Consider the following 25,638-nt stretch of genomic DNA (forward strand, 5'->3'; position numbering starts at 1 on the left):
CCCGATCCGGAAACATGAATGGGATGTCGGTGCGCCAAAGGGCCCGCTGAAACCCGGAAAGGATATCACCATGGACATGATCGAACCAAATCTCGCCGCTCTGTGCATTTTTGTGTTTCTCGCCAGCGCCGGAAGTCTGGGCATTTTCGTGCTGAGCGGCGTCTTTCCACTTTCCACGCGACCGGAACTGACACGCCCGCTCGGGCTGGGGCTGATCGGTGTCAATACCACGCTTCTGCTGCTGGTTCTTGGCGGCACCGTAGCATTCGGACTCGGCCATCTTCGCTGGACCAGCATGGTTATCGCTGGTGGGATGGCCTTTCTGTTCACTCCGGGACTGTTCAACATCTGGCCCGGGAAATGGCGCGACGGGCTGGCCGGGTTGGCCATTGTGACGTTTGGTTTGGGCGTATCCGCCCTGATCCTCGGGGCATCCTTCTGATTGCCCCAGCCTGTAGTTGCCCGTTCTTTCCAGCACATAAAACCAGGAGAAACCCTCATGCCTTTCACGATAAAACTGGGCTTGTCGGTCATGGTGGCTGTCGCCGCCATCGCCGGATGGGTCTTCATGCGCCATCTCGGCCAAACCGGCCCGCAATGGGCCTTGGCTTTTCTTGGCCCGTTCAGTGTGTTTTCGCTTTGGATCTTCCCAGAGGTGATGCGCAGCAAGAGTGGCGGCGGGAGAAAAGCATGAAGATCTATATGGGTGACCGCACTATCGATGGTGTCGTCGTAACGGTCGATGAGCAGGATTTGCCCGCACATACCGAAGCAGTGAAATTCACCGATGCGGATTTCGAATGGGGATTTGAGGGGGCGGCGGCGGTGCAGCTCGCCTTCGCGATCCTTTACGATCACACGGGTGACTTGGACAAATCCCGCCGGCTTTCGGAAGATTTCATGAAACAGGCTACCGCCAATTTCGGCAATGAATGGGAAATGACATCCGCGGATGTCGACATGTTCATAGAACGAAATGAAGCAGCCGCAGGATGAGATGTGATGATGCCAAGCGCTCGCCCGGTGAAAATGACCGTCCAGCCGGAGGAGGAATATCGTGAGCATGACATTCAATGCCTCGGTTCTGCACTCGGTAAAAACGCCGCTGAAAACCGAAACGGTGATGCTGAACGATCTGGCTGCGAGGGATGTCCTTGTCAGGATATGTGCCGCAGGGCTTTGCCATACGGATCTTGAAGTCATCGAAGGGTCGCTTCGGCTGCCCTTTCCCGTTGTTCTGGGCCACGAGGCCGCGGGAATAGTCGAGGCGACTGGCCCCGAGGCACGAGGGGTGCAGGTCGGTGATCATGTTATCCTGTCCTGGAATCCCCATTGTGGCAGCTGCTTTTACTGCAATGACAACCTGCCAATCCTGTGTGAGACCTATCAGGCCAATACACCTGCCGGATTCGCCTTTGACAGATCGCCCAGGATACGGCTGACCGATGGGCGTGACCTGCATCAGTTGATGTATCTTGGCGCCTTTGCCGAATATTGTGTCGTGCAGGATCAGCAGGCTGTTCCGATCCCCCGTGAAATGCCTTTCGAGCAAGCCGCCCTGATTGGCTGCGGTGTCATGACCGGGGTTGGCGCAGCGCTCAACGTCGCGCAAATTCGTCCAGGTATGTCGGTCATGGTCATTGGCTGCGGAGCGGTCGGCCTGGCTGCCATTCAGGGCGCTGTCCTTGCCGGGGCGAAAACGATAATCGCCGTCGACCTGCGGGAAAACCGCCTTGAGGCTGCGGGTCAAATGGGCGCCAACCTGCTGGTCAATTCCGGCATCGACGACGCAGTGACCGTGGCGAAAGCGCAGACTGGCGGACGCGGGGTCGACGTGGTGCTGGAATCGGCCGGCAATGAATCCGCCTTTCGCCTGACGATGGAGGCTGTGCGCCCCGGTGGGCAGGTCATCTGGCTGGGCAAGACAGATATAGACAGGGATGTATCCTTTCGCTGGGGCTCGCTCATGCAGGAAAAGCGGATCCGCCGTTCCAGTTATGGGGGCGCACGGCCACATCGCGATTTTCCCTATCTTTGTCAGGCCTATCTGGATGGCCAATTGCAACTGGACGGATTGATTTCGCAGCGCATCGGACTTGATGACATCAATCGGGGGCTCGAGGCGCTGAAAGCCGGAAATACCATCCGGACGGTGCTTACCTTCGGTGGCTGATATCCATTCCGGGGGCCGCCCATCGCTGCCCATCGCAAGAACAGCGGAGAAACCTGCCGATGATCGTGACAATTCCTGGCGGTGTATTGAATTGCCTGACTGCGGGCCCGGTGGGCAAAGGCACGGCAACCCTGCTGATGATACACGGCATCCAGGGAACAGCATCGGTATGGGTGCCTGTCATGCAGCCTCTGGCAAGCGAGCGGCACGTATTGGCACCCCATCTGAGGGGGCGCGCGGGGTCATTCTCACCGGACGATCCGGCAGCCTATAGCATGGCGGCCTTTGCCGGTGACCTGCATGCGGTGCTTTGCGCCGTAAGAGGGCCGGTCGTTCTGGTCGGCTGGAGCATGGGATGTCTTGTGGCTCTTGAATATCTCCGGACATATGGGACCGGCGGATTGATCGGCTTGGCCCTGATCAGCGGCAGCCCCTATCTGATGGCAACAGGCGGCAATGACGCAACCTGGTTCAGCGGCGATACATATGGGGCAGTGATGGCGAGTGCTGCGGCACGGGCCGAACGGTTGCAACTGTCCGAAACAGCAACAGATATAGCGGTGGCCGGATCGTGGATGGATGCGCGGAACGCGGACTATCGCGATGATCTCGGCGCTATCGACCTCCCGGTGCTGGTGCTTCACGGAGCGGAGGATCCCGAATGCCCGGTAAGTCATGCCCGAATGATGGCCGAAGCTATCCCCGAGGCGCAGCTCGAAATCTGGAATGGTTGCGGGCATGTTCCGATGGCTTATGCGCCTGAACGCCTTGCTGCCGAACTCCGCCGCTTCGCGCATTCCTGCGAAAGCTCTGTCTGAGCGAAGAGTGAGTACCTGCTGCCGGGCTGTAAATAAAAATATTATTAACATATCATAGGAACTTATCTTGAATACTTGGCGCCGCTGACACAAGATCCGAACAGATGCACTATCCGGGAAGGTCATCGACAGGATGAATACGATCGACTCCATGAGCTCAGAAAAAAAAGCCACGGGCCGGCGTCGGAAAGGCGGCGATACCCTCACCGACCGTGCCTACAAACAGATCGAGGAGATGATTGTTTCCCTGCATCTCAGCCCGGGGCAGGTGCTGTCGGAGGCTCAACTTGCCGAAGAGCTGGGGATCGGCCGCACCCCGGTCCGTGAGGCCCTGCAGCGGTTGTCCAGCGAGGGATTGATCAATGTTCTGCCCCGGCGCGGTATCCTGGTTTCCGAAATCAATCCGTCGAGGCAGTTGCTCTTGCTGGAGTTGCGGCGCGAGGTGGAAAGGCTTTGCACCCGCAAGGCCGCCATGCGTGCGCTTCCTGCAGAGCGTGAAGCCTTTGCAAAGCTTGCGGATCAACTGGCGGAAACCGCCCGAACCCGCGACGATGCTGCCTTCATGCGTCTCGATCTCGAGTTCAATCAGGCAATATTGAAGACCTGCCGTAACGAGTTCGCCGAAAAGGCGATGCGGCGTATACAAGGCATGTCAAGGCGGTTCTGGTTCCAGCACTATCGCGAAGCCCTGGATCTGGAACGTTGCGCCCATCTGCATGCGCGGGTCGCACGAGCGATCGCGCAGGGCGATAGCGATCTGGCGGCAGCGGAATCGGATGCGTTGATCGATTACATCGTTGAATTCACCCGCTCTACCGTCTGAAGGGGCGCCAGAAAAGGCAGTTGAACGGGTATAGTGGATTTTGATCCGCGCTGTCCACAGCCGGAAGGCAAGTCTTGCGGCCGGGGTAATGGCTGACAGGCAGGCCTTTGGGCAGCTATACCAATATGGCCGAATGAGACGGGCGGGCTTCCCGCGCAGGACCGGATAACATTTCTATACAGGAGAACGACCGAGTATGGCCGAGCAACGATACATTACCATTGATGCGCTCCTTGAACGGGTCCGGAAGATCTTCGAGAATTGCGGGGTGAGCCCGGAAAATGCCGAGGCTGTGGCCCGGGTGATCGTCGCCGGTGAGCGGGACAACTGCAAATCGCATGGCATTTACCGGATCGAGGGCTGCCTGCGTGCGCTTGCGGCGGGGAAGGCCGAACCGAAAGCGGTGCCGGAAATCCATGACGGGGGTCGATCCGTGATCGAGGTAGACGCGGGGGGAGGGTTCTCGAATCCTGCCTTCAATGCGGCCAAGCCGGCGTTGGTCGCAAGGGCGAAGGAGACCGGGCTTGCGGCCCTTGTAATCCGCGATTGCCTGCATTTCTCGGCATTGTGGCATGAGGTGGAAGCATTGGCGGAAGAGGGGCTGGCCGCAGTCTCCATGTGCCCGAGCTATGCTTTCGTGGCGCCTGCGGGTGGCAAGGAGCCTGTTCTGGGCACCAACCCCTTCGCATTCGGCTGGCCGCGGCCGGGCGAACATCCCTATGTGTTCGATTTCGCCACCAGTGTCGCGGCACGGGGCGAGATCGAGCTGCACCGCCGCGCGGGAACGCCGATTCCCGAAGGCTGGGCCGTTGACCGTGACGGGAACCCGACGACTGATCCCGATGAGGCGCTCGATGGTGCGATGCTGACCTTCGGAGGTCACAAGGGATCGGCGCTTTCGACCATGATCGAGCTATTATCCGGTGCAATGCTCGGCGAATTCATGAGTCGCGAGGCACTTGAGTTTACGGGTGGGGGCGCCTTGCTGCCGCGTCATGGTGCGTTGATCCTTGCGCTTGATCCGCAGGTATTTGCGGCACGCAGCGGGCGCGATCCGATTGCCGAGGGAGAGAAGCTTCTGACTGCGATCTCCGGACAGGGCGCGCGCCTGCCCTCGCAACGCCGTTTTGCCGCGCGCGAGAAGGCGCTGCGCGAAGGTGTGGTGTTGAACGAGGCGGAGTTCGCGCAACTCGACCGGTTCGAGGCATTGGGGCTTGAGGCGGTGAAGATGTGAAAACAGCACTTGCACCGGCTCCCCATTAACCGTGAGGCCGTCGAGAGGGTCCTCTGTCCGGCAGCGGATGGTTCCGGCGTCGTGACCGGGCATGCTATCGTGACAGACGACAGAGAGACTTTTGGGCGGCCATCATCATCGCAAAGCTGATAAGCAGCAGGAAACCAGAGATCGGCATTTCCCCGGGACAAGGTGCTTATGTCACGTTTTCGATTCAACCTGAAACATGTCGAAGCCTTCGTCGAAGTTGCCGATCAGGGCACGTTTCGGCGGGCAGCCGAACGGTTGCACACCACGCAGCCGAATATTTCCAATCGCATCGCCCAGCTTGAGGAGCATATCGGTCAGCGCCTGATGGAGCGTGACGCAGGTTCGGTTCGCTTGACGCCGCGTGGCGCAGTGCTTTTGAAGCCCGCACGGGAAATTCTCGAATCCGTCGATAGATTTCTTGCCGCTGTCGGGGACGAGACCAAGTTCGAAGGGGTGCTTCGTCTCGGGGTCAGCGAGATGATTGCCCATTCCTGGCTGCCGCAATTCCTGCTGGAGATGCGGGAACGCTTTCCCGGGGTCGATATCGACCTGACCGTCGACATGAGCGCGAATCTGAGCGAGAGCCTGTTCGACAGGGCACTGGATCTGACCATTCAGAATGCTCCTTTCGATCGTGTCGCGGGGCGGACGGTGCAACTGGGGCAAACCGCGCATTACTGGGTTGCGGCCCCAAGCCTGGGATTGCCCGAGCGAAATATCGGCTATGCGGAGCTTGCCCGGCATCCGATCCTGGCACATTCCCGCAGTTCTCTGGCCTACAAGCAGATCGACGACCATTTTCGCCGGACAGGACAATCGGTCCGGCTTATCTCATCGTCTTATATGGGAAGCTGCCTCCAGATGGCGCTGGATGGGCTGGGGATCGCCTGTCTGCCAGCGGCGATGTTGGGAGGTGTTCTCGATGATGGCCGGTTGCGGCGGGTCAATTACAGTTGGGTTCCAGATGATCTTGTGTTTTCAGCGCGCTACATGTCAGACCCCGCCCCGACCTATCTGCGCGAGGCGGTCGGTATCGCGCGACGGATATTTCCGCCCGATACGGGTAAAGGATAAGAATTCATAATCCTGATAATCAAAATAAAGAATTTTCCATGATCATTTCATCACACTAAGCTTGCCGCAAAGCTGACATGCGAGGAAACGATGACAAGCATCACCACACGTTTGGGGGTCGATATTGGCGGCACCTTCACGGATATCGTGCTGGAGATCGGTGCGACGCGTTATTCGACGAAGGTGCTGACCACCTATGCCGCTCCGGAAGATGCAATCGTGGAAGGGATGCACCGTGTCTGTGCCAAGGCGCAGATCGCGCCGGCTCAGATAGGCCAGATCATTCATGGCACGACACTGGCGACGAACGCGCTGATCGAGCGGCGGGGAGCAAAAACCGCCCTGATCACCACGCGAGGGTTTCGCGACGTGATCGAGATGCGGACCGAGAGCCGGTTCGAACAATACGATCTCAACCTCGTTCTGCCCGAACCGTTGCTACCGCGAAACCGCCGTCATGTCGTGACCGAGCGACTGGATGCAGCGGGCAATATACTGATTCCGCTGGACGATTCCGAGGTCGAGGCATTGGCAGAGGAGTTGAAGGCCGGTGAATACCAAAGCATCGCGGTCGGTTTGCTGCATTCCTATGTCAACGGAGTGCATGAACGCCGTATAGCGGAGATCCTTTCGGAACGGCTGCCGGGTGCGATGATCTCGCTGTCCTCGGAGGTCTCGCCGCAGATGCGGGAATACGAGCGTTTCAATACGACGATCGCGAACGCCTATATCAAGCCGCTGATGAAATCCTATCTCGGGCGGCTGGCCGAACGTCTGCGCAAGGAAGGCGCCGATTGCCCGGTATTCCTCATGCATTCCGGCGGTGGGATCATGGATATCGAGACGGCGGCCGAGTTCCCGGTGCGGTTGGTCGAATCCGGCCCGGCGGGCGGCGCGGTGTTTGCTGCCGACATCGCGGCGCGTCACGGAATCGACAAGGTGCTGAGCTTCGATATGGGGGGGACGACCGCCAAGATTTGCCTGATCAAGAATCAGGCGCCAAAAACCGCCCGGGTCTTCGAGGTGGCGCGGACCTATCGGTTCAAGAAAGGCTCGGGCATGCCCATCTCGATCCCGGTGATCGATATGGTCGAAATCGGAGCGGGAGGCGGCAGTCTGGCCCATGTGGACTCGATGGACCAAATCCGCGTCGGACCGGAAAGCGCGGGTTCCGAGCCGGGTCCGGCCTGCTATGGCCGTGGCGGGACGCGTCCCGCCGTCACCGATGCCGACCTGGTTCTGGGAAAGCTGGATCCTGCGAATTTTGCCGCAGGAACGATCCCGCTTTATCCTGAAAGATCGGAAGCGGCGCTGTCCGGAGAACTTGGCAGCCGCCTGTCGATGCCGGTCATCGAAGCGGCCTGGGGGCTGGCCGAGGTCGTAGATGAAAACATGGCCAATGCCGCCCGCGTTCATGCCGTGGAGAACGGAGAGGACATAAGCGAATATACGATGATCGCCTTCGGGGGCGCGGCACCGCTTCATGCCGGGCGGTTATGCGAGAAGCTTGGCATCCGGCGTTGCCTGGTTCCGCAGGGAGCCGGCGTCGGATCGGCCATCGGTTTCCTGCGCGCCCCCTTCAGCTTCGAGGCGAACCGCTCGGTCTTCATGAAGATAAGCCATTTCGATGCCGAGGCGGTCACCGCCCTGTTCGACGAGATGGAGGGCGAGGCGATGCGCTTTGTCCAAAGCTGCGACGCGGAGGCCGAGATCAGGACCGAGCACAGGATATACATGCGTTATTCCGGGCAAGGCTGGGAAATCCCCATCGTGCTGAACCAGAAGGATGTGACGAGGCCGGAGGCCGGCAACTACCTGTCGTTGTTCGAGGAAGAATACACCAAGCTGTTCGGTCGTCCGGTCGAGGGCCTGGAGGCAGAGATTACCGTTTGGTCCGTCAATGCCTTTACCGAACCCGCCCCGAGCGAACCGGTTGCGGGTATGGAGGAAAAGGGCGCGGCGCAAATCAGCGGGTGTCGCAGCCTGTTCGACGCCGCGTTGGGAGAAATGACCGAAGCGGCTGTCATCCGGCGCGACGGACTTGCCGCTGGTGAGCGTGTCGAAGGCCCGGCTGTGGTGATCGAAGATGAGACCACGCTGGTACTGCCCGCCAGCCGGGAACTTGTCGCGCAGCCGGACGGCTGCCTGGATATCCGTGTCAAATCCTCCGCCGCCGTGTCGCGGGTCAGCGAAAGGGAATCCGCCAATGTCTGAGACAGGAAAAGTGGCCCGTCAGGTGATGTGGAACCGCCTGATCTCGGTTGTCGAGGAACAGGCGCAGGCATTGGTGCGGACGTCGTTCTCGACTAGCGTTCGCGAGGCCGGGGACCTCTCTGCCGGTGTTTATAACGAGGCGGGCGAAATGCTGGCGCAGGCGGTAACAGGCACGCCGGGCCATGTGAACGCCATGGCAGATGCGGTCGCGCATTTCATTCGCCGCATAGGCCGCGACAACATGTTCGAAGGCGATGTCTATATCACCAATGATCCATGGGAGGGCACCGGGCATTTGCATGACATCACGGTGGTGTCGCCGTCATTCCATGGTGGGCGGCTGGTCGGCTTCTTTGCCTGCACCGCGCATATCGTGGATATCGGCGGGCGCGGCTTCGGCGTCGACGGAAACTCCGTGTATGAAGAGGGGCTTTACCTGCCGATCATGAAGCTGATCGAACGGGGCGAGGTCGACCGGACATTGATCCGTATCATACGCGGCAATGTCCGGGAGCCCGACCAATTGGTGGGCGATATCTACGCTCTGGCCACCTGCAACGAGATCGGTCATCGCCGTCTCGTCGCAATGATGGAAGAGTTCGAACTGTCCGATCTTGCCGGGATCTCGCAGTTCATTCTTGATAATTCGCGCCGGGCTACGCTGGAGCGGATCAATGCGCTGACACCGGGAACCGCCGAGGGTCATATGCAGATCGACGGTTTCGACCGGCCGATAGATCTGCGGGTCCGCCTTGCGTTCGAACGGGATCGGATCGTTGCGGATTGGGCAGGAACCTCTGGCATCGACAAGAAGGGTATCAATGTGCCTCTGGTCTATACCAAGGCCTATACTTGCTATGCGCTGAAATGCGCCATTGCCCCCGAGATCCCCAACAATGCGGCCTCGCTGGCGCCGTTCGAGATCGTCGCACCCGAAAACAGCATCGTCAACGCGCTTCATCCGGCGCCGGTCAGCCTGCGCCATATAATCGGCCACATGCTGCCCGATACCGTCTATGACGCTTTGGACAAACTGCTGCCCGAGACGGTGCATGCCGAGGGCGCGGGATGCCTGTGCAACTTTCAGGTATCGCTGCGGCCGCGCAGTGATGCGCCGGCGCCCGCGAATGCGGTGCGTGCCGAGGTGCTGGCCTTCAATTCCGGCGGCGCGGGGGCAAGGCCCGGCCTGGACGGCATGAACGCTACCGCTTTTCCTTCCGGGGTGATGACCATGCCGGTCGAGGCAACCGAGCAGGTCGGCCCGGTGATCTTCTGGCGCAAGGAATTACGGCCCGATTCAGGCGGGGCGGGACGTTTTCGCGGTGGTCTGGGTCAATATATGGAGGTCGGCGCACGCGAGGGGCACGAGTTCGATTTTCAGGCGATGTTCGATCGTGTCGAGCATCCCGCACGGGGACGGCGAGGCGGAGGGCCAGGAGCGACCATGACGATCGCGCAGGATGACGGCACGCCGATGAAAGGGAAGGGCAAGCAATTCGTGCCGCATGGCCGCAAGGTCATGCTGGGCCTGCCCGGCGGTGCTGGATATGGCCGGCCTGCCGAAAGGTCGCCCGAGCTGGTCCGCCGGGACCTTGCGCTTGGTTATATCACGCCCGACTTCGCCCGCAGACATTATGCACTGAGTGAAGAGGAAATCGCCGAGGTTCTGTCTCGCGCCCGTTTGGGAGAGGTGTATTAATGAGCGGCAGTCACATGCCGGGATCGATGGCGACCAACAGGTTTCTGGCGGATATCCGGGCGGGAGGACCCCTGATCGGACCGTGGATCACACTTTGTCCGCCGCCTGATCCATGAGCAAAGGCTCAGCTTTGTTGCGTGCGGTGCCGATACAGGTATTCTGGCGCGTGGAGCGGTTGCGCTGGCCCGGAACATGAGGGCATGACGTGATGAGATGCACCACCAGCTTGCTGGGCTCGGTCCGGCCTTCTGCCCCGGCGGCGATCGGCCGGACTGCCGGAACCTTGCGGGATGCGGGCAAAGACGTGATTGATCCGGGCTTGGGGGAACCGGACTTCGATACGCCGGCACTGAAGGCCGCCATCCGGGCGAAATTCATTCGCGACAACGTGCTGGATTTCAGTGACGAGCGGAAAGCTGCTGAGCGGCGATATCGCCTTTGCGGATTACTTGCTGGCGGAAGCGAGAGTCGCCACGGTTTCGGGAGGTGTGTATGAAATGCCGGGCCATTTTCGTATCTCGACAGCCTGCGCCAATGATCTTCTGGATGCGGCAATGTTTCGCATATCCCGCGCGGTCGCGACTTTTACGGAGCCCGAAAACATCCTGTCCTGAACAATCCCTTCGGGGCAGACAATAACCAAGAGAAAAGTCCAACAAAGGAGTATGAGATGAACGCTTTCGCGAAACTGGGAATGGCTCTTGCCACCGTCTGCCTTGCTTCCACCGCCAGTGCCGAGACGAAATGGGTGATGGCATCGGGCTATCCCGAGGACAGCTTCTTCACCCAGACCATCCGTCAATTCATCGAAGATGTCGAAACAGCGACGGATGGGGAGGTCCAGATTGATCTGCGCGCCAATGGCGAATTGATCAAGCTGGATGCGATCCGCCGCGCAGTGCAGTCCGGTCAGGTGCAACTGGGCGAGATCCGGTTCGGCGTCTACGGCAATGAAAACCCCATGTATACGCTGGACAGCGTGCCCAACGTGGCCAATGATTACGACGAAGCCCGCCTGCTGATGGAGGCGCAGAAACCGTGGTTCGACAAGACCTTCGCTGACGCAGGCATGCGCATTCTCAGCTATATGCCCTGGCCGGGGCAGGGTTTTTACACCAGTTTCGAGGTGACAGACGGCTCCGAGTTCAAGGACGTGAAACTGCGCATCTATTCCCCCGCGACGCAGCGGATGGGGGAGTTGCTGGGCTTCCAGGCGACGATCCTGCCTTTTGCCGAGGTGCCGCAGGCATTCTCGACCGGGCTGATCGAGGCGCTGTTCACCTCTGCACAGACCGGGGTGGATATCCAGGCATGGGATTACGCGTCGCATTTCACCTATACCGGCTCCATGCATAACAAGAACGCCATCATCATCAACGAACGGGCCCTGTCCCGGCTTGATCCCAAGATGCAGGAAGCGGTGATCGCGGCTGGAGAAAAGGCGACCGAAACGGCATGGAAACTGAGTCAGGAAGCCGGTGAGGCGCGACTGAAGGAGTTGCAGGAAAACGGCATGACGACATCGGACGCCTCGCCCGAGCTTCAGGCCGAGCTGGCGGAGATAGGCGAGCAGATGACCGCGGAATGGAAGGAAAGCGCTTCGCCGGAAGAGGTGGAGGTGCTGGACAGCTACCTGACCTCCAGGGAGTAACCTCGTTCCCGGGGCGGCTGATAGGTCCGGCCGCCTCTCCTGCAAGATTGGAGGTGCTCATGTTCAGGGCTATGGCGCACAAGCTTTACCTGTTTTGCGGCTATGCCGCAGGCGCTTTTCTGGCCGCGATCGCGGTGGCGACGTTATGGCAGATCGTCGCGCGGCAAATGGGGCAGGCGGTCGAGACGACTGAACTGTCCGGCTTCTGCCTGGCGGCGTCCACTTTTCTGGCGCTGGCCTATACTTTCGTTAATGGCGGCCATGTGCGGGTTGGGGTCGTCCCGCAGTTGTTTTCTGGCAGGATCAGCCGGGGATTCGAGCTGTGGTGTTGTGCGGTAGGTATTCTCATCACCGGCTATGCCGCGTATCAAATGACGCTTTTCACGCTGGAAACCTATCGCTTCGGAGAGCTGAGCCCCGGCATGATGGCGATCCCGCTCTGGATCCCGCAAAGCGCGGTGGCCTTCGGGCTGGCCGTGATGTGCATCGGGATTATCGAGCAGGCGGGCCTGATCCTGTCCGGGCGGACTGCCGATTATGAAACCAATATCGACAGCACGGCGGAGTAGACCTCATGGATAGCGTAACCATCCCTGTCGTCGCGCTTCTGCTGAGCCTTCTTGTCTTCCTCGGTTCCGGTGTCTGGATCGCGCTTTCGCTGCTGGCTGTCTCGGTGGTGATGTTCTTCTTCTTTACGCCGGTTGATGCGGGACCGATTCTTGCCTCGACCATGTGGGATGCAAGCTGGAACTGGGCGCTGACGGCCCTGCCGCTGTTCATCTGGATGGGCGAGATCCTGATGCGCTCGGGACTGTCGGCCAACCTGTTTCGCGGATTGTCCCCCTGGGTCGGGCGGCTTCCCGGAGGCCTGCTGCATGTCAATGTCGTTGGCTGCGGGGTTATGGCCGCGGTGTCCGGGTCGTCGGCTGTCACCTGCGCTACTGTCGGGCGGATGACCGTGCCCGAGTTGCGAAAGCGTAATTACGACACCCGCATGATGGTCGGTTCGCTGGCAGGGGCGGGAACCTTTGGCCTGCTGATCCCGCCATCGATCATCATGATCGTCTATGGCGTGATCGCACAGCAATCCGTCGCCCGCCTGTTCGTGGCCGGGATCGTCCCCGGGCTGGTGCTGATTCTGCTGTTTTCGGGCTATATCGCCCTGTGGTCGATCCTCAACCCCGAGCGACGTGGAGAAAGCCCGGAGCGCGTTCCTTTCATGCAGAAGCTGAAGGCGTCGAGGGATCTGATCCCGGTGGTGCTGTTGATCCTGGCGATCATCGGCTCGATCTATCGGGGGCTGGCCACACCGACCGAAGCGGCTTCCATCGGCATATTGGGGGCGTTCCTGCTTTCGGTCCTGAACGGCACGATGAGCCGCCGCATGTTCATGGACAGCTTGCTGGCTGCCACGCGCATTTCTTGCATGATTTCCTTTATCATTGCCTGCGCCGCCTGCTTGTCCATAGCTGTCGGGTTCGCCGACATTCCCCGCGTGGTGGCGTCATGGGTCGCGAGCCTGGAACTGTCGCCGATGATGCTGATCGCGGTGCTGACGTTGTTTTTTCTGATCCTCGGCTGCTTTCTGGAAGGGATCTCGATTCTGGTCCTGTCCAGTTCGGTGGTACTGCCGATGGTGGATGCGGCGGGGATCGACCTGATCTGGTTCGGGATCTTCGCTGTGATCGTGATCGAATGCGCGCAGATCACCCCGCCGGTCGGGTTCAATCTGATCGTGCTGAAATCGATGACCGGCAGGGGCATAGGACAGGTGGCCCGGGACACGCTGCCTTTCCTGTTCATCCTGCTTGCCGCGATTGCCCTGTTCGCGCTGTTCCCAGGGCTGGTCACCTTCCTGCCGAACCTGATGTATCAGTGACCGGTTCGCCAGGGCTTGCGGGCATTCCGAACCCCACAAGCCCTGGCGTTGCTGTCAGCGATTATCCGGCTCAGCGGCGAAGCTGGTCCAGCACGATCGAGGTCGGATAGCCGTCCGGTGTTACCCCGATCGAGCGTTGGAAGGCGGCGACGGCTTCCATGGTGCCCGAACCGAACAGCCCGTCGATCTCGCCGTCATAGAAGCCCTTGGCGCGCAGGCGCTTCTGGATCTCCTCGCGTTCCGAGCTGCTCAGCGGCCGGTCGTTGCGCGGCCAGCTTCCCTGGATGCCGGAACGCCCGGCGATCCGCTCGCCAAGGAAGGCTACGCCGAGGGCGTAATTGTCCGAATTGTTGTAGCGCAGGATCGAGCGGAAATTGTCGAGGATCAGGAAGGCCGGACCTTTCGCCCCCGCTGGCATGATGATCGAACCATTGCCCGAAGGCAGGCTGCCGCCACCCATCCGCCGGACGCCCTGCGACGCCCAGGAATCGCTGGAGCGGCGGGTGCCCTTGCCGATCAGGCTGTAGTTGAAGCCGGAGGGCAGCTGAACCTCGGCCCCCCAGGCCTGACCACGCTGCCAGCCGTTGCGGGCAAGGTAAGCGGCAGTCGAAGCCAGCGAGTCGGTCGGATCCTCGGACCAGATGTCGCGGCGGCCATCGCCGGTGAAATCGACGGCATATTCAAGATAGGAGGTCGGCATGAACTGGGTATGTCCCATCGCGCCCGCCCAGCTGCCCAGCATATGCTCGGGATCGATATCGCCTGCCTGCAGGATCTTGAGCGCGGCGATGAGCTGGTTCTGGAACATCTCGCCCCGGCGGCCGTCATAAGCCAGCGTGGCCAGCGACGGGATGATCTGCATCTTGCCGCGATTGGCGCCGAAATTCGACTCCATCCCCCAGACCGCCAGCACGATCTCGCGTGGGACGCCGTAGCGGGACTCGATGGCGCTCAATGTTCCGTCGAACTGTCCGGCCTTCTGGCGTCCGGTCGAAATGCGGGAATCCGAAACGGCGCTGTCCAGGTAGAGCCAGACGGGGCGCGAGAATTCCGCCTGCTTGCGGTCCAGCCGGATGACATCGGGATTATAGCGCGCGATGCGCATGGCCCGGTCATAAGTGCCGGCGGAAATGCCCGATGACAACGCGCGAGGGCGGAAGGACTGAATGAATCTTTGCAGGCCGGCTTCGTCGCCCGGATCCGCGGCGGGGATCGCGTCCGGCGTGACCTGCGCGCCCGAGCCGCCCGGCGTGCGGGCATAAGGGCCAGCACAGGAGGCCACGGCACCGATCAGTGCGGCGGAAAGAATAAATCGGGAAATTGTCATGTCGATCGCCTGTTCGTGACTGCTGCAGTTATAATTGTGATCGAGTGTAACGAAACCGTTTCGACTTGGATAGAGGCGCGAAAGCGCTTCGGCGAGACTTTGTCAGCTTTCGTCGCTGCTGCCTTCACAGCCTTTGAAAAAGGGTTGCATCTGGGCGATGATCACGGCGTTCTCGTCGCGCGCACGGTCCATCAGGGCGCGTTCGTCACCGTCGATCTCGTGCCCCTCGGCCAGCCGTTCATCCAGCGTGCCATAGCCGGTGACGTCCAGCGGCGACATCTCGGCCTGTTTCAGGATCGCCACGGTCTCGCGCACGGCCTCGGCCTCATCGCGCCCTGCCGCGTAGCACATCAACGCCGCGCCGGTGGAGCCGTCGGGCAGGCCGTCGCCCTTGCTGCGGCCGACCTCTACGAGCAGGGTATAGACATTCATGGCGGGGCTCCTTGCCGTCAGCGTGGTGTTCTGTCGACCATGCAGGATATTTACATGAAGAAGAAGGGGCGGGCTGGTCTGTGGCTGCGGACGGGGATAGGTTCGCGCGAAAGAATACGGAGGGGCGGATGAGCAAGAGCCTGGCACGTGTCAAGGCGGCGCTGGAAGCGGCGGGCGAGCCTGTCGAGGTGCTGGAGATGGAAGAATCCACGCGCACTGCCGCAGAGGCGGCGGCTGCGGCGGGTTGCGAATTGGACCAGATTGCCAAATCGATCATCTTTCGCGGCGAGCAAAGCGGTCATGTCGTCCTGTTCCTGACCGCCGGGGGCAACCGGGTGGACCCCGGGAAGGCGGCGACGGTGGCCGGGCAACCCTTGGGCAAGGCGGATGCGGCACTGATCCGTGCCGAGACGGGATTTGCCATTGGCGGCGTGGCCCCGGTCGGGCATCTCAAGCCGGTGACGGCGTTTTACGATCCGCGGCTGTCGGATTTCGACAAGGTCTGGGCGGCAGCGGGCACGCCGCGCCATATCTTTGCCATCGCACCCGGGCGGCTATTGGCGCTGACCGGAGCGAAACCTGCGGATTTCACCACCTGAACCATAGTATTTCATAAAGGAGGATTACATGCAGCAACCCATGATGACCCTGAATGACGGGCGGCAGATGCCGCAGATAGGGTTGGGCGTCTGGCAGATGCCTGCGGATGAAACCGCCGCCGCGGTAGGCGAGGCGCTTCGCAACGGATACCGGCTGATCGACGGCGCGGCGCGTTATGAGAACGAGGCGGGGCTGGGACAGGCGGTGCGCGATTCCGAACTGCCGCGCGAGGAGATCTTCGTCACCTCGAAGCTCTGGAACGATCAGCAGGGGCGGGACAAGGCGCTGCGCGGTTTCGATGCCACGATGGAACGGTTGGGACTGGATTACCTGGACCTCTACCTGATCCACTGGCCGGTGCCGGCGCAGGACCTGTATGTCGAGACCTGGAAGGCGCTGATCGGTCTGCGCGACGAGGGGCGGGTGAAATCGATAGGCGTGGCGAATTTCCACGAGCCGCATCTGACCCGGCTGATCGACGAGACCGGCGTCGTTCCCGCATTGAACCAGATCGAATTGCACCCGGCATTGACGCAGGCGCAGATGCGGGCGGTGAACAAGCGGTTGGGAATCGTCACGCAGAGCTGGTCTCCCTTGGGGCGTGGGGCGGATTTCGAGGCGGGACCCGTGACGGAGATCGCGGCGAGACTTGGGGCGGAACCGGCGCAAGTCATCATCGCGTGGCATCTGGCGCACGGGCTTTCGGTGATTCCGAAATCCCAGAACCCCGGACGGCAGCGGCAGAATCTGGCCGCGCTGGAATTGCGGCTGAGCGATGCCGATATCGCCGCCATCGATGCGCTCGACCGAGATATCCGGACCGGACCCGATCCCGAAATGTTCGGTGGCTGATCAGGCCAGCAAGGTCCGGGTCATGGGGCTATCTGGGAGGGTCAGTGGCTCGATGATGTCATAGTGATGGCGTCCGGGCTCGATGACGCAATCGGTCGCAGCCCCCAGACCGGCCCAGATATCGGCCAGCAGGCGGGCTTGGCGGATGAATTCCGGCCGCTCCGCCGCGCCGACCCATGTGGTGACGGGGATATCCGCGCACGGCGCGAGCAGGACGGGGCTTTCGGCAGCCGCTTCGGCGTCACCGATGGCCAGCGTATCGTTCATCGCGGTTCGCATCATCGGCCGCAGATCCCCGAGCGGCGAGATCGGCAGGCAACAGCGGACCCGCGCCGCTACCGCATCGGGCAGGGTACCGTCATCGCAGATCATCCGTGCCGCCAGATGCCCTCCGGCGGAATGCCCGGTGATTGCCAGCGGTCCCGGAATGCGTTCAGCGGCCGAAGTAACTGCCGCTGCGACCTCTCGGGTCATTTGCGAGATCCGCGCCCTCGGGGCCAGCGTATAGGCCGGCATCGCCACCGCCCAGCCCCGCGCCAGCGGCCCGGCAGCCAGATGCGACCATGCCGCAGGCGAGGTTCTCATCCAGAAACCGCCATGAATGAATACGGCAAGCCCCTTTGGCGTGGTATCGGGCAGGAACAGATCGCCGCTGCTCAGTTCTTCCCGCCGAGCGGTTGCCCGGAACGCGGCGGCGGCGGCTTCCCATTGCGCCGGGAAATCCTCGCCCCGGGGGATATGGATTCCATTCGCATAGGCGTCATCCCAATCCTTGACCTGGTACAGCATCCGTGTGACCTCCTCTTCCGGTGCGGCGATCCCGCTGCTAACGTCGATCCCGGACAGTGTGAAGAAACTGTTTGACGAAGCGAGAACAGGGGAACCGTATGACCGATTTCATCAGGACCCGGCAAGCCTTTCACCTGCCCGAGGGGGTGACTTACCTGGACGGCAACTCCCTTGGGCCGATGCCTGTTGCCGCGAAAGAGCGGGTTTCCCGGATGATGGCCGAGGAATGGTCCGAGATGCTGATCACCGGCTGGAACCGGGCGGGCTGGTATGTGCAGCCGCGCAAGGTAGGCGACCGGATCGCCCGGTTGATCGGGGCGGGATCGGGCGAGGTGGTGATGGGCGACACGCTGTCGATCAAGGTCTTCCAGGCGGTCAGCGCGGCGCGTGCCCTGCGGCCCGAGCGGCGGGTGATCCTGTCGGATAACGGTAATTTTCCCTCGGATCTCTATGTGGCAGAGGGTCTGGCCCGGGCGGTTGACGCGGAATTGCGGGTGGTCGCGCCCGAAGAGGTCGAGCACGCGATCGACGATCAACTGGCAGTGCTGATGATTACCGAGGTTGATTACCGCACCGGCCGCCGCCACGACATGAAGGCGCTGACCGCCCGCGCGCATCAGGTCGGTGCGCTGACTGTCTGGGATCTGGCGCATTCGGCGGGCGCTGTCGATGTCGATTTGACTGGCGCTGATGCCGATTTCGCGGTGGGTTGCACCTATAAGTATCTCAACGGTGGGCCCGGTGCCCCGGCCTTCATCTGGACTCACCCACGCCATGCCGACGCAGCGCAGCCGATCCTGCAGGGCTGGATGGGCCATGCCGCGCCCTTCGCCTTTGATTTGGGCTATACGCCCGCGCCGGGGATCGAGCGGATGCGGGTCGGCACGCCCCCGGTCATTGCCATGACGGCGCTGGATGCGGCGCTGGATATCTGGGACGGGGTGGAACTGGCTGACCTGAGGGCGCGCTCGGTCGAACTGACCGAGGCCTTCATCGCGGGCGTCGAGGCGAACTGTCCGGGCGTTACTCTGAACTCGCCTCGTGATCCGGACATGCGCGGCTCGCAGGTCAGTTTCCGTCATCCGCAGGGCTATGCGGTGATGCAGGCGCTGATCGCCGAAGGGGTGATCGGGGATTTCCGGGCGCCGGATGTGCTGCGCTTTGGATTCGCGCCGCTTTACAATGATTTGCAGGATGTGCAACGCGCGGTCGATATATTGGCTCGGATTCTGCGCGAAGAAACCTGGGACCAGCCGCATTTTCACGAAAAAGCCGATGTGACGTAGGGGCAGAGGGCTTCTCATCGGAAAAATCCTGGCGCAAGAATTCATCGTTAACGGAACCCGGCACGGCCATGCGAAATCTTGCCTTACTCTTGTTCGCTGCCTTGTCCGCCCCGGCCGGTTGGGCGGGGCAGGGCGATCTGCGGGTCGAATTCGTCACCGCAGAGGAAAAACCGCTGCTGCTGGATCTGCAATTGTCCGGCACGCTGGAAGCCAAGGACAGCGTCGATCTGGGCTTTCGCCAGAGCGGGCGTGTGACCGAGGTTCTGGTCGAGGAAGGTGACCGCATCGGCAAGGGCGATTCGCTGGCAAGGCTGGATTCCGTGCAGCAGGAGCAGGGCTTGAAAGTGGCCGAAGCCAACCTTGCCTCTGCCCGCGCCACGCAGGAGCAGGCGCGGCAGGCCAGCGAGCGCGCGACGGCCATGCTGGATCGCGGCGTGGGCACCCGGGCGGCCCGCGATCAGGCGGTCCAGGTGTTATCCGAAGCAAAAGGAGCGGTCGAACGCGCCGAAAGTAGCGTCGATCAGGCGCGGCGGGCACTGGATGACACTGTGCTGCGCGCGCCCGAGGCTTCGGTCGTGACCGGAAAGGACATGTCGCCGGGGCAGGTTGTCGCGGCTGCGCAGCCGGTGGTTTCACTGGCCAGTCTGGAAGGGCTGGAAGCCGTGTTCCGCTCGCCCGACCACCCTTTGCTTGATGATGCGATGGGCGCCGAGGTGCGGCTGTCGCCCATCGATTTCGACGCGCGGGAGATGACCGGTGTAGTGACCGAAATCGCGCCGCTGGTCGATCCGGCCACCGGAACCGTCACCGTTCGTGCCGATGTCGAGGACGGCCCCGAGGGCGTCGATCTGCTGGGCGCTGCCGTGCGCGGGCATCTGCGGGTGCGCAGCGACAGTGGTATCGTCGTTCCCTGGACCGCCTTGACCCGGCAGGGGGAGGCGGCGGCAGTCTGGGTCGTCGGTGATGGGAACCGGGTAAGCCTGTCTCCCGTCGAGATCAGCCATTTCTCGGACGGCGAGGTCTATCTGTCCGGAGGGATCGAGGCGGGACAGACCATCGTCGGCGCGGGATCGCAGCTATTGTATCCGGGCCGGCCGGTGGAACCGGCAGAGGTGCAGCCATGAAGAGGATCGTGGCACTGGCTTTGGCAGGCGTGATGGCGGCGCTTCCGGCGGCGGGGTTCGAATTGCCCGGCTGGCTTGGCTTTCACAGCGAGGCCGCGACAGAAGAGCCTCCGCGCCCGGTCGTGACCGAAATCGTCGAGGATCGCGGCGATGACGCGCGTTCGGTGCCGGGCATGATCGCCTCGAAAACGCAGGTGACGATGGCATTTCAAACATTGGGACGGATGATTGCCCGTCATGTGGATCTGGGAGATGCGGTCGGGAAAGGACAGCTTCTGGCTGAACTGGCGACCGAAGATCTGGCCGCGACGACCCGTGCCGCCAGTGCGGCTGTAGATGCCGCAGAGGTGCAATTGTCGACCGCGCGCACGACGCTGGAGCGGACGCAGGCACTGGCCGAGCGTGGCGTGGCTTCGGATGCGCAGCTGGAACAGGCGCAGCAAACCATGGCAGCAGCGCTGGCCGCAGCGGACCAGGCCCGTTCCGAACTGGTTCAGGCGCAGGATGCCGAAGGCTTCGCGAGGATGACCGCGCCTTTCGCGGGCGTCATCAGTGCGGTCTATGAGGCACAGGGGGCGGTGGTCGATGCCGGGGCGCCGATCGTGCAGCTCTCGGCGGATGATGCGCGCGAAGCGGTGATCGACCTGCCGGAGTCGGCGCTCGCGGCATTGCCGCGCGATGCCGTCTTTACGATCTGGCAGCGCACCGATCCCGAGCGGACCTATACCGCGCCTCTCGACCGGATCGAGCCATTGGCCGATATCGCAACCCGCACGCGGCGGCTGCATCTGACCCTGCCTGCGGATGCGTCCTTTCGGCTTGGCACGCTGATCCGTGCGCGTGTAGGTGCGCCAGGGGTGCCCGCGCTGACTCTGTCTGATGCGGCGCTGTTCGAACGCGACGGCCAGCCGCATGTCTGGCGTGTCCTGCGCGATGGCGACGGCGCCAGGGTCGAAGCGGTCGGTGTCGCCACAGGCCCAAGCTATCGCGGGCGGGTGCTGGTGACGAAGGGGCTATCGGCAGGGGACGAAGTGGTGATCCGCGGTGTAAACTCGCTGCAGCCGGGGCAACCGGTCGGACGGAGGGTCGAACCGTGAAGGGTTTCAATCTGTCGGACTGGTCGCTGCATCACCGCAGCTTCGTGTGGTTCCTGCTGATCCTGTCGCTTTTCGCGGGCGCACTGAGTTATCTCAATCTCGGCCGCGAGGAAGATCCGAATTTCACCATCAAGACCATGGTGATCGGTGCCGCGCTGCCCGGCGCCAGCATCGAGGATACGCTTAAGCAGGTCACGACCCGTATCGAGACCAAGCTGGAAGAACTGGACGAGCTGGACTACACGCGCTCGGTCACGACGCCGGGGCAATCCGTGGTCTATGTCGAATTGCTGCCGACCACGCGCGGGTCCGACGTGCCCGAAGTGTGGAAGCGGGTCCGTCAGATGATGTCCGACATCCAGCCGGAATTCCCGCAGGAATTCCAAGGCTTCCAGTTCAACGACGACTTCGGTGACGTCTACGGTAATATCTATGCCTTCACCTCGGATGGTTTCACTCCGCGCGAGCTGCGCGACCGGGTCGAGGCGATCCGCAAGCAGGTCGCGGCCCTGCCCGCCGCCGGCAAAACCGAGCTTCTGGGGGTGCAGGACGAGCGGGTCTATATGGAATTCTCGACCGCGCGGCTGGCGGCACTGGGATTGAACCAGCAGCAGGTCATGGCGACGCTGGCGAACCAGAACGCGATCGCTCCTTCCGGGGTGGTGCAGGACGGACCCGAGCGCGTGCTGGTCCGTGTCGGCGGTCAGTTCGACGATGCCGAGGCCATCTCCGCTGTGAACCTGCGCGTGGGAGAGCGGTTCTTCAACCTGGGCGATGTCGCCACCATCACGCGCGGCTACGAAGACCCGCCCGAGACATTGTTCCGCTATAACGGCCAGCCGGCCATCGGGTTGCAGATCGGGATGCGCGAGGGCGAGAATATCCTCGAATTCGGCAAGCAGCTTGAGCATCTGATGGATGATGTCGCCCGTGACCTGCCCGTAGGGATCGAGATGGCCAAGACCGCCGATCAGCCGCATGTGGTGGACGAGGCCGTGGGCCATTTCGTGCAGGCATTGGCCGAGGCGGTGATCATCGTCCTGATCGTCAGCTTCATCAGCCTCGGCTTCCGGGCTGGTTTCGTGGTGACGCTTACCATTCCACTGGTGCTGGCGATTACCTTCGTCATTCTTGATATATACGGGATTACCCTGCAGCGGATTTCCCTTGGTGCGCTGATCATCGCACTTGGTTTGCTGGTGGATGACGCGATGATCGCCATCGAGACGATGATCTCGCGGCTGGAGATCGGAGAGTCCCTGTCCAGTGCGGCCAGCTATGCCTGGACCTCCATTGCTTTCCCGATGCTGACCGGCACGCTGGTCACGGTGGCGGGCTTCATCCCCATCGGGCTGAACAATTCCGCGGCGGGCGAGTTCACCTTTTCGCTTTTCGTGGTGATCGCGGTGTCGCTGCTGATCTCGTGGATCGTGGCGGTGCTGTTCGCGCCCCTGCTGGGGGTGACTTTCCTCAAGGAGAACCTGGCGCATCACGAACACAAGGCCGGCCGGTTGCGCATTGCCTTCCATCGCCTGCTGCGCGCAGGGATGCGGTTCAAATGGGCGACCATCGCTATCACCCTGCTGATCTTTGCCGGATCGGTCTGGGGGATGCGCTTTGTCGAGCAGCAATTCTTTCCCGATTCGGACCGGACCGAGGTGATCGTCGATGTCGGGGAGCGTCAAAACGCTTCCATTGCCAAGACCCGCGCCGACATGGACCGGCTGGAGGCGCATCTGGCGGAAAACGAGGACGTGCTGTTCTGGACCTCATATGTTGGCACTGGTGCGCCGCGCTTCATTCTGTCGATGGATGTCCCGACGCCGGGGCCGCATATGGGCCAGATCGTGATCCAGACGCCGGATGTGGCGGCGCGCGACCGGGTCAAGGCAATGCTCAACGAAGTGGCGGCCACGGAGTTTCCGGGCGTCGATCTCTATGTGAAGAACCTCGAGATCGGTCCTCCGGTCGGCAAGCCGGTGCAGTATCGCGTCAGTTCACCCGATATCGACGAGGCCCGCGATGCCGCGAGAGGGCTGGCTGCCGTTCTGGCCAAGGAGCCTCGCCTGCGCGATATCGCGCTGGACTGGAACGAACCGGCTCGTGTCATCCGGTTGGAGGTCGATCAGGATCAGGCGCGCCGGCTTGGCGTGTCGGGTCAGGATATTGCCGATGCCCTGTCGGCGGTGTTTTCGGGCAAGACCGTCACGCAGTTGCGCGACGATATCTTCCTGATCGATGTTGTTGCGCGGGGCGTGGATGCCGACCGGCAATCGCTGGATTCGATCCGCAACCTGCAACTTCTGACCGGGGCGGCGGGGAATATCCCGCTGATGTCGCTGGCCAGCCTCGAATATGACACCGAGCAGCCGCTGATCATGCAACGCGACGGCCTGCCCACTGTGACCGTCAAGGCCGCCATCGATGGCGATACCCAACCGGCAACGCTGGTTCAGGCGCTTGAGGACGAAGTGGCCGCCTATGCGGACGAACTGCCCGAGGCGGTCAGCATCGTGGTTGGCGGCTCTGTCGAGACATCGGCGGAAAGCCAGGCGCCCATCGCCGCGGTCGTGCCGGTGATGCTCCTGATCATGGCGGTGCTGGTGATGGCGCAGATGCAAAGTTTCCGGCTGTCGCTCATTGTATTCGCCGCTGCGCCGATGGGGCTGATCGGTGTGGTCGCCGTCCTGGTGCCTTTCGGGGTGCCGATGGGCTTCGTGGCGATCCTCGGAATCCTCGCGCTGATCGGCATCCTGATCCGCAACTCGATCATCCTCGTGCACGAGATAGAGGTGCTGCTGTCCAAGGGCCGTTCGAAATGGGATGCCGTGTTCGAGGCCTCGGACAGTCGGGCCCGCCCGATCCTGCTGACCGCGGCGGCGGCTTCGCTGGCGCTGATCCCGATCGCGCGGCAGGTGTTCTGGGGGCCGATGGCCTTCGCGATGATGGGCGGGATCATTGCCGGGACGCTGGTGACGCTGGTCTTCGTACCGGCACTTTATTGCGCGGTGTTCAGCGTGCGCCCGCCTGCCGGAAAAGAGAAATAATCACCTCTCCGGCTGGCTGAAGGAAACACCCCGAAGGCAGAACCTCCGGGGCGCCGCAACGATTGTTGTTGTCGCTTATTCGGCTGCAGAACGTTTCGGCAACACCCAGTTAGGGCGCGGGAAATGGCAGGTATAACCGTTCGGGAAGCGTTCCAGATAATCCTGGTGCTCGGGTTCGGCCTTCCAGAAATCTCCGACCGGCTCAACCTCGGTCACCACCTTGCCCGGCCAAAGCCCGGAGGCCTCGACATCGGCGATGGTATCCAGCGCCACCCGTTTCTGGTCCTCGTTCGCGTAATAGATCGCCGAACGATAGCTGGGCCCGATATCGTTGCCCTGCCGGTTCGGGGTGGTCGGGTCGTGGATCTGGAAGAAGAATTCCAGTAGCTGGCGATAGCTGATCATGCCCGGATCGAAGGTGATCTCGATCCCCTCGGCATGGGTGCCGTGATCGCGATAGGTGGCGTTCGGGACATCCCCGCCGGTATATCCCACCTGCGTCGAGATGACGCCGGGCAGGCGGCGGATCAGATCCTGCATCCCCCAGAAGCAGCCACCGGCCAATACAGCGCGTTCGGTCATTCAAGCCTCCTCTATCTGGTCAAGATACTCGCCATAGCCTTCGGCCACCATCCGGTCCTTCGGCACGAAGCGCAGAGAGGCCGAGTTGATGCAGTAGCGCAGCCCCCCTGCCTCGGGCGGACCATCCGGGAACACATGTCCAAGATGGCTGTCACCATGTTTCGAGCGGACCTCGGTGCGAACCATCCCGAACGAACTGTCCTTGTGTTCGGTCACGTTCCCGTCGATGGGCTTGGTGAAGGCGGGCCAGCCGCAGCCGGAATTATACTTGGCCGCGCTGGCGAAGAGCGGTTCTCCCGAGACGATATCGACATAGATGCCCGGCTCGAAATGATGATCGTATTCGCCGGTAAAGGCACGCTCCGTGCCGTTTTCCTGCGTGACGCGATATTGCTCCGGCGTCAGCCGGGCGATGGCGTCCTGCGATTTTTCGTATGGCAAGTCATCCTCCTTGGATCGGGACCTGTTCGCGCTCTAATATGGGGAGCGCTTAGGGATCCGCAAAGGATAAGTCATGTATTCGAGGATGCAGCCCGTTGCGGATAGCCCGCAGCCGCACATGATCACGGCATCGAACAGAAGAACAGAAACATCAACGAAAGAAAACCGCCGAATGTCCCGGCCGATATCGCGAGGGCAATCTTCGGCCTGGCCTTGAATATCACGACGATACTCAACAACTGGCCGATCACGAGAGCGGGCAGGCCAATGAAGTAAGAGATTGAAAATATTAAATGTGCTTTTTCCCTGCTGATTTCTTGATCAGGCCACGAGGCGAAGCCGAGTCCAACAGGCGACATGAACCAGATGGCACCGAGAAGCGTCGCCGACAATACCAGAAACGCGTGCAACAGTCCCGGAAGAAAGCTCGCCAGATCCGTGCCATGCCGTGTCATGCAAGCATTAT

At 61.7% G+C, this 25,638-nt stretch carries 26 protein-coding genes; 19 read left to right on the top strand and 7 right to left on the bottom strand.

Annotation, left to right across the window (positions count from 1 at the left end; genetic code table 11):
• Positions 1 to 70 precede the first annotated feature (70 nt).
• The 10 genes from C9E81_RS10855 (at position 71) to C9E81_RS10900 (ending at position 10,065) form a co-directional block, all read left to right on the top strand.
• Positions 71 to 442 (top strand): hypothetical protein, encoded by a 372-nt coding sequence (locus tag C9E81_RS10855; protein ID WP_122112326.1) that lies wholly within the window; start codon positions 71 to 73, stop codon positions 440 to 442.
• 57 nt (positions 443 to 499) lie between these two features.
• Positions 500 to 694: a hypothetical protein gene (locus tag C9E81_RS10860; RefSeq protein ID WP_122112327.1), complete on the top strand. Its 195-nt coding sequence runs from the start codon at positions 500 to 502 to the stop codon at positions 692 to 694.
• On the top strand, positions 691 to 996 hold the full coding sequence (locus C9E81_RS10865) for a DUF6166 domain-containing protein (protein WP_122112328.1): 306 nt from the start codon (positions 691 to 693) through the stop codon (positions 994 to 996). Before C9E81_RS10860 ends, C9E81_RS10865 begins: the two co-directional genes overlap by 4 nt.
• 67 nt (positions 997 to 1,063) lie before the next feature.
• Positions 1,064 to 2,173 carry a Zn-dependent alcohol dehydrogenase gene (locus C9E81_RS10870; RefSeq protein WP_243698622.1) on the top strand — a complete coding sequence of 370 codons (1,110 nt, stop codon included), beginning with the start codon at positions 1,064 to 1,066 and terminating at the stop codon, positions 2,171 to 2,173.
• Between the two features lie 59 nt (positions 2,174 to 2,232).
• Positions 2,233 to 2,991 (top strand): alpha/beta fold hydrolase, encoded by a 759-nt coding sequence (locus C9E81_RS10875; protein WP_122112330.1) that lies wholly within the window; start codon positions 2,233 to 2,235, stop codon positions 2,989 to 2,991.
• A gap of 151 nt (positions 2,992 to 3,142) precedes the next feature.
• Positions 3,143 to 3,814 (top strand): GntR family transcriptional regulator, encoded by a 672-nt coding sequence (locus tag C9E81_RS10880; protein WP_122112434.1) that lies wholly within the window; start codon positions 3,143 to 3,145, stop codon positions 3,812 to 3,814.
• 196 nt (positions 3,815 to 4,010) lie between these two features.
• Positions 4,011 to 5,048, top strand: coding sequence for an Ldh family oxidoreductase (locus C9E81_RS10885; protein WP_122112331.1), 1,038 nt, complete (start codon positions 4,011 to 4,013; stop codon positions 5,046 to 5,048).
• A 198-nt stretch (positions 5,049 to 5,246) separates the two neighbouring features.
• Positions 5,247 to 6,152 carry a LysR family transcriptional regulator gene (locus tag C9E81_RS10890; protein ID WP_122112332.1) on the top strand — a complete coding sequence of 302 codons (906 nt, stop codon included), beginning with the start codon at positions 5,247 to 5,249 and terminating at the stop codon, positions 6,150 to 6,152.
• Between the two features lie 90 nt (positions 6,153 to 6,242).
• Positions 6,243 to 8,366 carry a hydantoinase/oxoprolinase family protein gene (locus tag C9E81_RS10895; RefSeq protein WP_122112333.1) on the top strand — a complete coding sequence of 708 codons (2,124 nt, stop codon included), beginning with the start codon at positions 6,243 to 6,245 and terminating at the stop codon, positions 8,364 to 8,366.
• A complete protein-coding gene (locus tag C9E81_RS10900) occupies positions 8,359 to 10,065 on the top strand; it encodes a hydantoinase B/oxoprolinase family protein (protein WP_122112334.1) in 1,707 nt (568 codons plus the stop codon). The genes C9E81_RS10895 and C9E81_RS10900 overlap by 8 nt, the downstream gene beginning before the upstream one ends.
• An 87-nt stretch (positions 10,066 to 10,152) precedes the next feature.
• On the opposite strand, the gene C9E81_RS10905 is transcribed toward C9E81_RS10900, so the two are convergent.
• Positions 10,153 to 10,443, bottom strand: coding sequence for a hypothetical protein (locus C9E81_RS10905; RefSeq protein ID WP_122112335.1), 291 nt, complete (start codon positions 10,441 to 10,443; stop codon positions 10,153 to 10,155).
• A gap of 292 nt (positions 10,444 to 10,735) precedes the next feature.
• Here C9E81_RS10905 and C9E81_RS10915 point away from each other — a divergent pair, with 292 nt between their 5' ends.
• Genes C9E81_RS10915 through C9E81_RS10925 form a run of 3 tightly spaced genes read left to right on the top strand, consistent with a single transcriptional unit; the run spans position 10,736 to position 13,595 of the window.
• Positions 10,736 to 11,716 carry a TRAP transporter substrate-binding protein gene (locus C9E81_RS10915; protein WP_122112337.1) on the top strand — a complete coding sequence of 327 codons (981 nt, stop codon included), beginning with the start codon at positions 10,736 to 10,738 and terminating at the stop codon, positions 11,714 to 11,716.
• Positions 11,717 to 11,775: 59 nt separating this feature from the next.
• Positions 11,776 to 12,285 (top strand): TRAP transporter small permease, encoded by a 510-nt coding sequence (locus C9E81_RS10920; RefSeq protein WP_166461878.1) that lies wholly within the window; start codon positions 11,776 to 11,778, stop codon positions 12,283 to 12,285.
• Positions 12,286 to 12,290: 5 nt separating this feature from the next.
• Positions 12,291 to 13,595: a TRAP transporter large permease gene (locus C9E81_RS10925; RefSeq protein ID WP_122112339.1), complete on the top strand. Its 1,305-nt coding sequence runs from the start codon at positions 12,291 to 12,293 to the stop codon at positions 13,593 to 13,595.
• Positions 13,596 to 13,665: 70 nt separating this feature from the next.
• Here C9E81_RS10925 and C9E81_RS10930 read toward each other — a convergent pair whose 3' ends face one another.
• Entirely contained in the window at positions 13,666 to 14,922 is a 1,257-nt protein-coding gene (locus tag C9E81_RS10930; protein ID WP_243698609.1) for a lytic murein transglycosylase, read from the bottom strand.
• Positions 14,923 to 15,024: 102 nt separating this feature from the next.
• The gene (locus C9E81_RS10935; RefSeq protein WP_122112341.1) at positions 15,025 to 15,354 is read right to left on the bottom strand and encodes a hypothetical protein; all 330 of its coding nucleotides are present in this window, start codon (positions 15,352 to 15,354) and stop codon (positions 15,025 to 15,027) included.
• Between the two features lie 128 nt (positions 15,355 to 15,482).
• Between C9E81_RS10935 and C9E81_RS10940 the strand changes: the two genes are divergently transcribed.
• Both C9E81_RS10940 and C9E81_RS10945 read left to right on the top strand, forming a co-directional pair.
• Positions 15,483 to 15,953, top strand: coding sequence for a YbaK/EbsC family protein (locus C9E81_RS10940; RefSeq protein ID WP_122112342.1), 471 nt, complete (start codon positions 15,483 to 15,485; stop codon positions 15,951 to 15,953).
• A gap of 28 nt (positions 15,954 to 15,981) precedes the next feature.
• Entirely contained in the window at positions 15,982 to 16,806 is an 825-nt protein-coding gene (locus C9E81_RS10945; RefSeq protein ID WP_122112343.1) for an aldo/keto reductase, read from the top strand.
• Here the strand turns inward: C9E81_RS10945 and C9E81_RS10950 are convergent, their stop codons facing one another.
• Positions 16,807 to 17,595 (bottom strand): alpha/beta hydrolase, encoded by a 789-nt coding sequence (locus C9E81_RS10950; RefSeq protein ID WP_122112344.1) that lies wholly within the window; start codon positions 17,593 to 17,595, stop codon positions 16,807 to 16,809.
• Positions 17,596 to 17,693: 98 nt separating this feature from the next.
• Between C9E81_RS10950 and kynU the strand changes: the two genes are divergently transcribed.
• The 4 genes from kynU to C9E81_RS10970 all read left to right on the top strand — a co-directional run bounded on the left by kynU (position 17,694) and on the right by C9E81_RS10970 (position 24,149).
• Complete coding sequence (gene kynU, locus C9E81_RS10955; protein ID WP_122112345.1) at positions 17,694 to 18,881, top strand: kynureninase; 1,188 nt, start codon at positions 17,694 to 17,696, stop codon at positions 18,879 to 18,881.
• A gap of 68 nt (positions 18,882 to 18,949) precedes the next feature.
• Positions 18,950 to 20,005, top strand: coding sequence for an efflux RND transporter periplasmic adaptor subunit (locus tag C9E81_RS10960; RefSeq protein WP_122112346.1), 1,056 nt, complete (start codon positions 18,950 to 18,952; stop codon positions 20,003 to 20,005).
• Entirely contained in the window at positions 20,002 to 21,102 is a 1,101-nt protein-coding gene (locus tag C9E81_RS10965) for an efflux RND transporter periplasmic adaptor subunit (protein ID WP_122112347.1), read from the top strand. Before C9E81_RS10960 ends, C9E81_RS10965 begins: the two co-directional genes overlap by 4 nt.
• Positions 21,099 to 24,149 carry an efflux RND transporter permease subunit gene (locus C9E81_RS10970; protein ID WP_122112348.1) on the top strand — a complete coding sequence of 1,017 codons (3,051 nt, stop codon included), beginning with the start codon at positions 21,099 to 21,101 and terminating at the stop codon, positions 24,147 to 24,149. Before C9E81_RS10965 ends, C9E81_RS10970 begins: the two co-directional genes overlap by 4 nt.
• 75 nt (positions 24,150 to 24,224) lie before the next feature.
• Here the strand turns inward: C9E81_RS10970 and msrA are convergent, their stop codons facing one another.
• The 3 genes from msrA to C9E81_RS10985 all read right to left on the bottom strand — a co-directional run bounded on the left by msrA (position 24,225) and on the right by C9E81_RS10985 (position 25,627).
• Complete coding sequence (msrA, locus tag C9E81_RS10975) at positions 24,225 to 24,731, bottom strand: peptide-methionine (S)-S-oxide reductase MsrA (RefSeq protein ID WP_122112349.1); 507 nt, start codon at positions 24,729 to 24,731, stop codon at positions 24,225 to 24,227.
• Positions 24,732 to 25,172: a peptide-methionine (R)-S-oxide reductase MsrB gene (gene msrB, locus C9E81_RS10980; protein WP_122112350.1), complete on the bottom strand. Its 441-nt coding sequence runs from the start codon at positions 25,170 to 25,172 to the stop codon at positions 24,732 to 24,734.
• A gap of 122 nt (positions 25,173 to 25,294) precedes the next feature.
• Complete coding sequence (locus C9E81_RS10985; RefSeq protein ID WP_147457586.1) at positions 25,295 to 25,627, bottom strand: hypothetical protein; 333 nt, start codon at positions 25,625 to 25,627, stop codon at positions 25,295 to 25,297.
• Positions 25,628 to 25,638 lie beyond the last annotated feature (11 nt).

The sequence above is a fragment of the Paracoccus alkanivorans genome, assembly GCF_003697785.1.
GTDB lineage: Bacteria > Pseudomonadota > Alphaproteobacteria > Rhodobacterales > Rhodobacteraceae > Paracoccus > Paracoccus alkanivorans.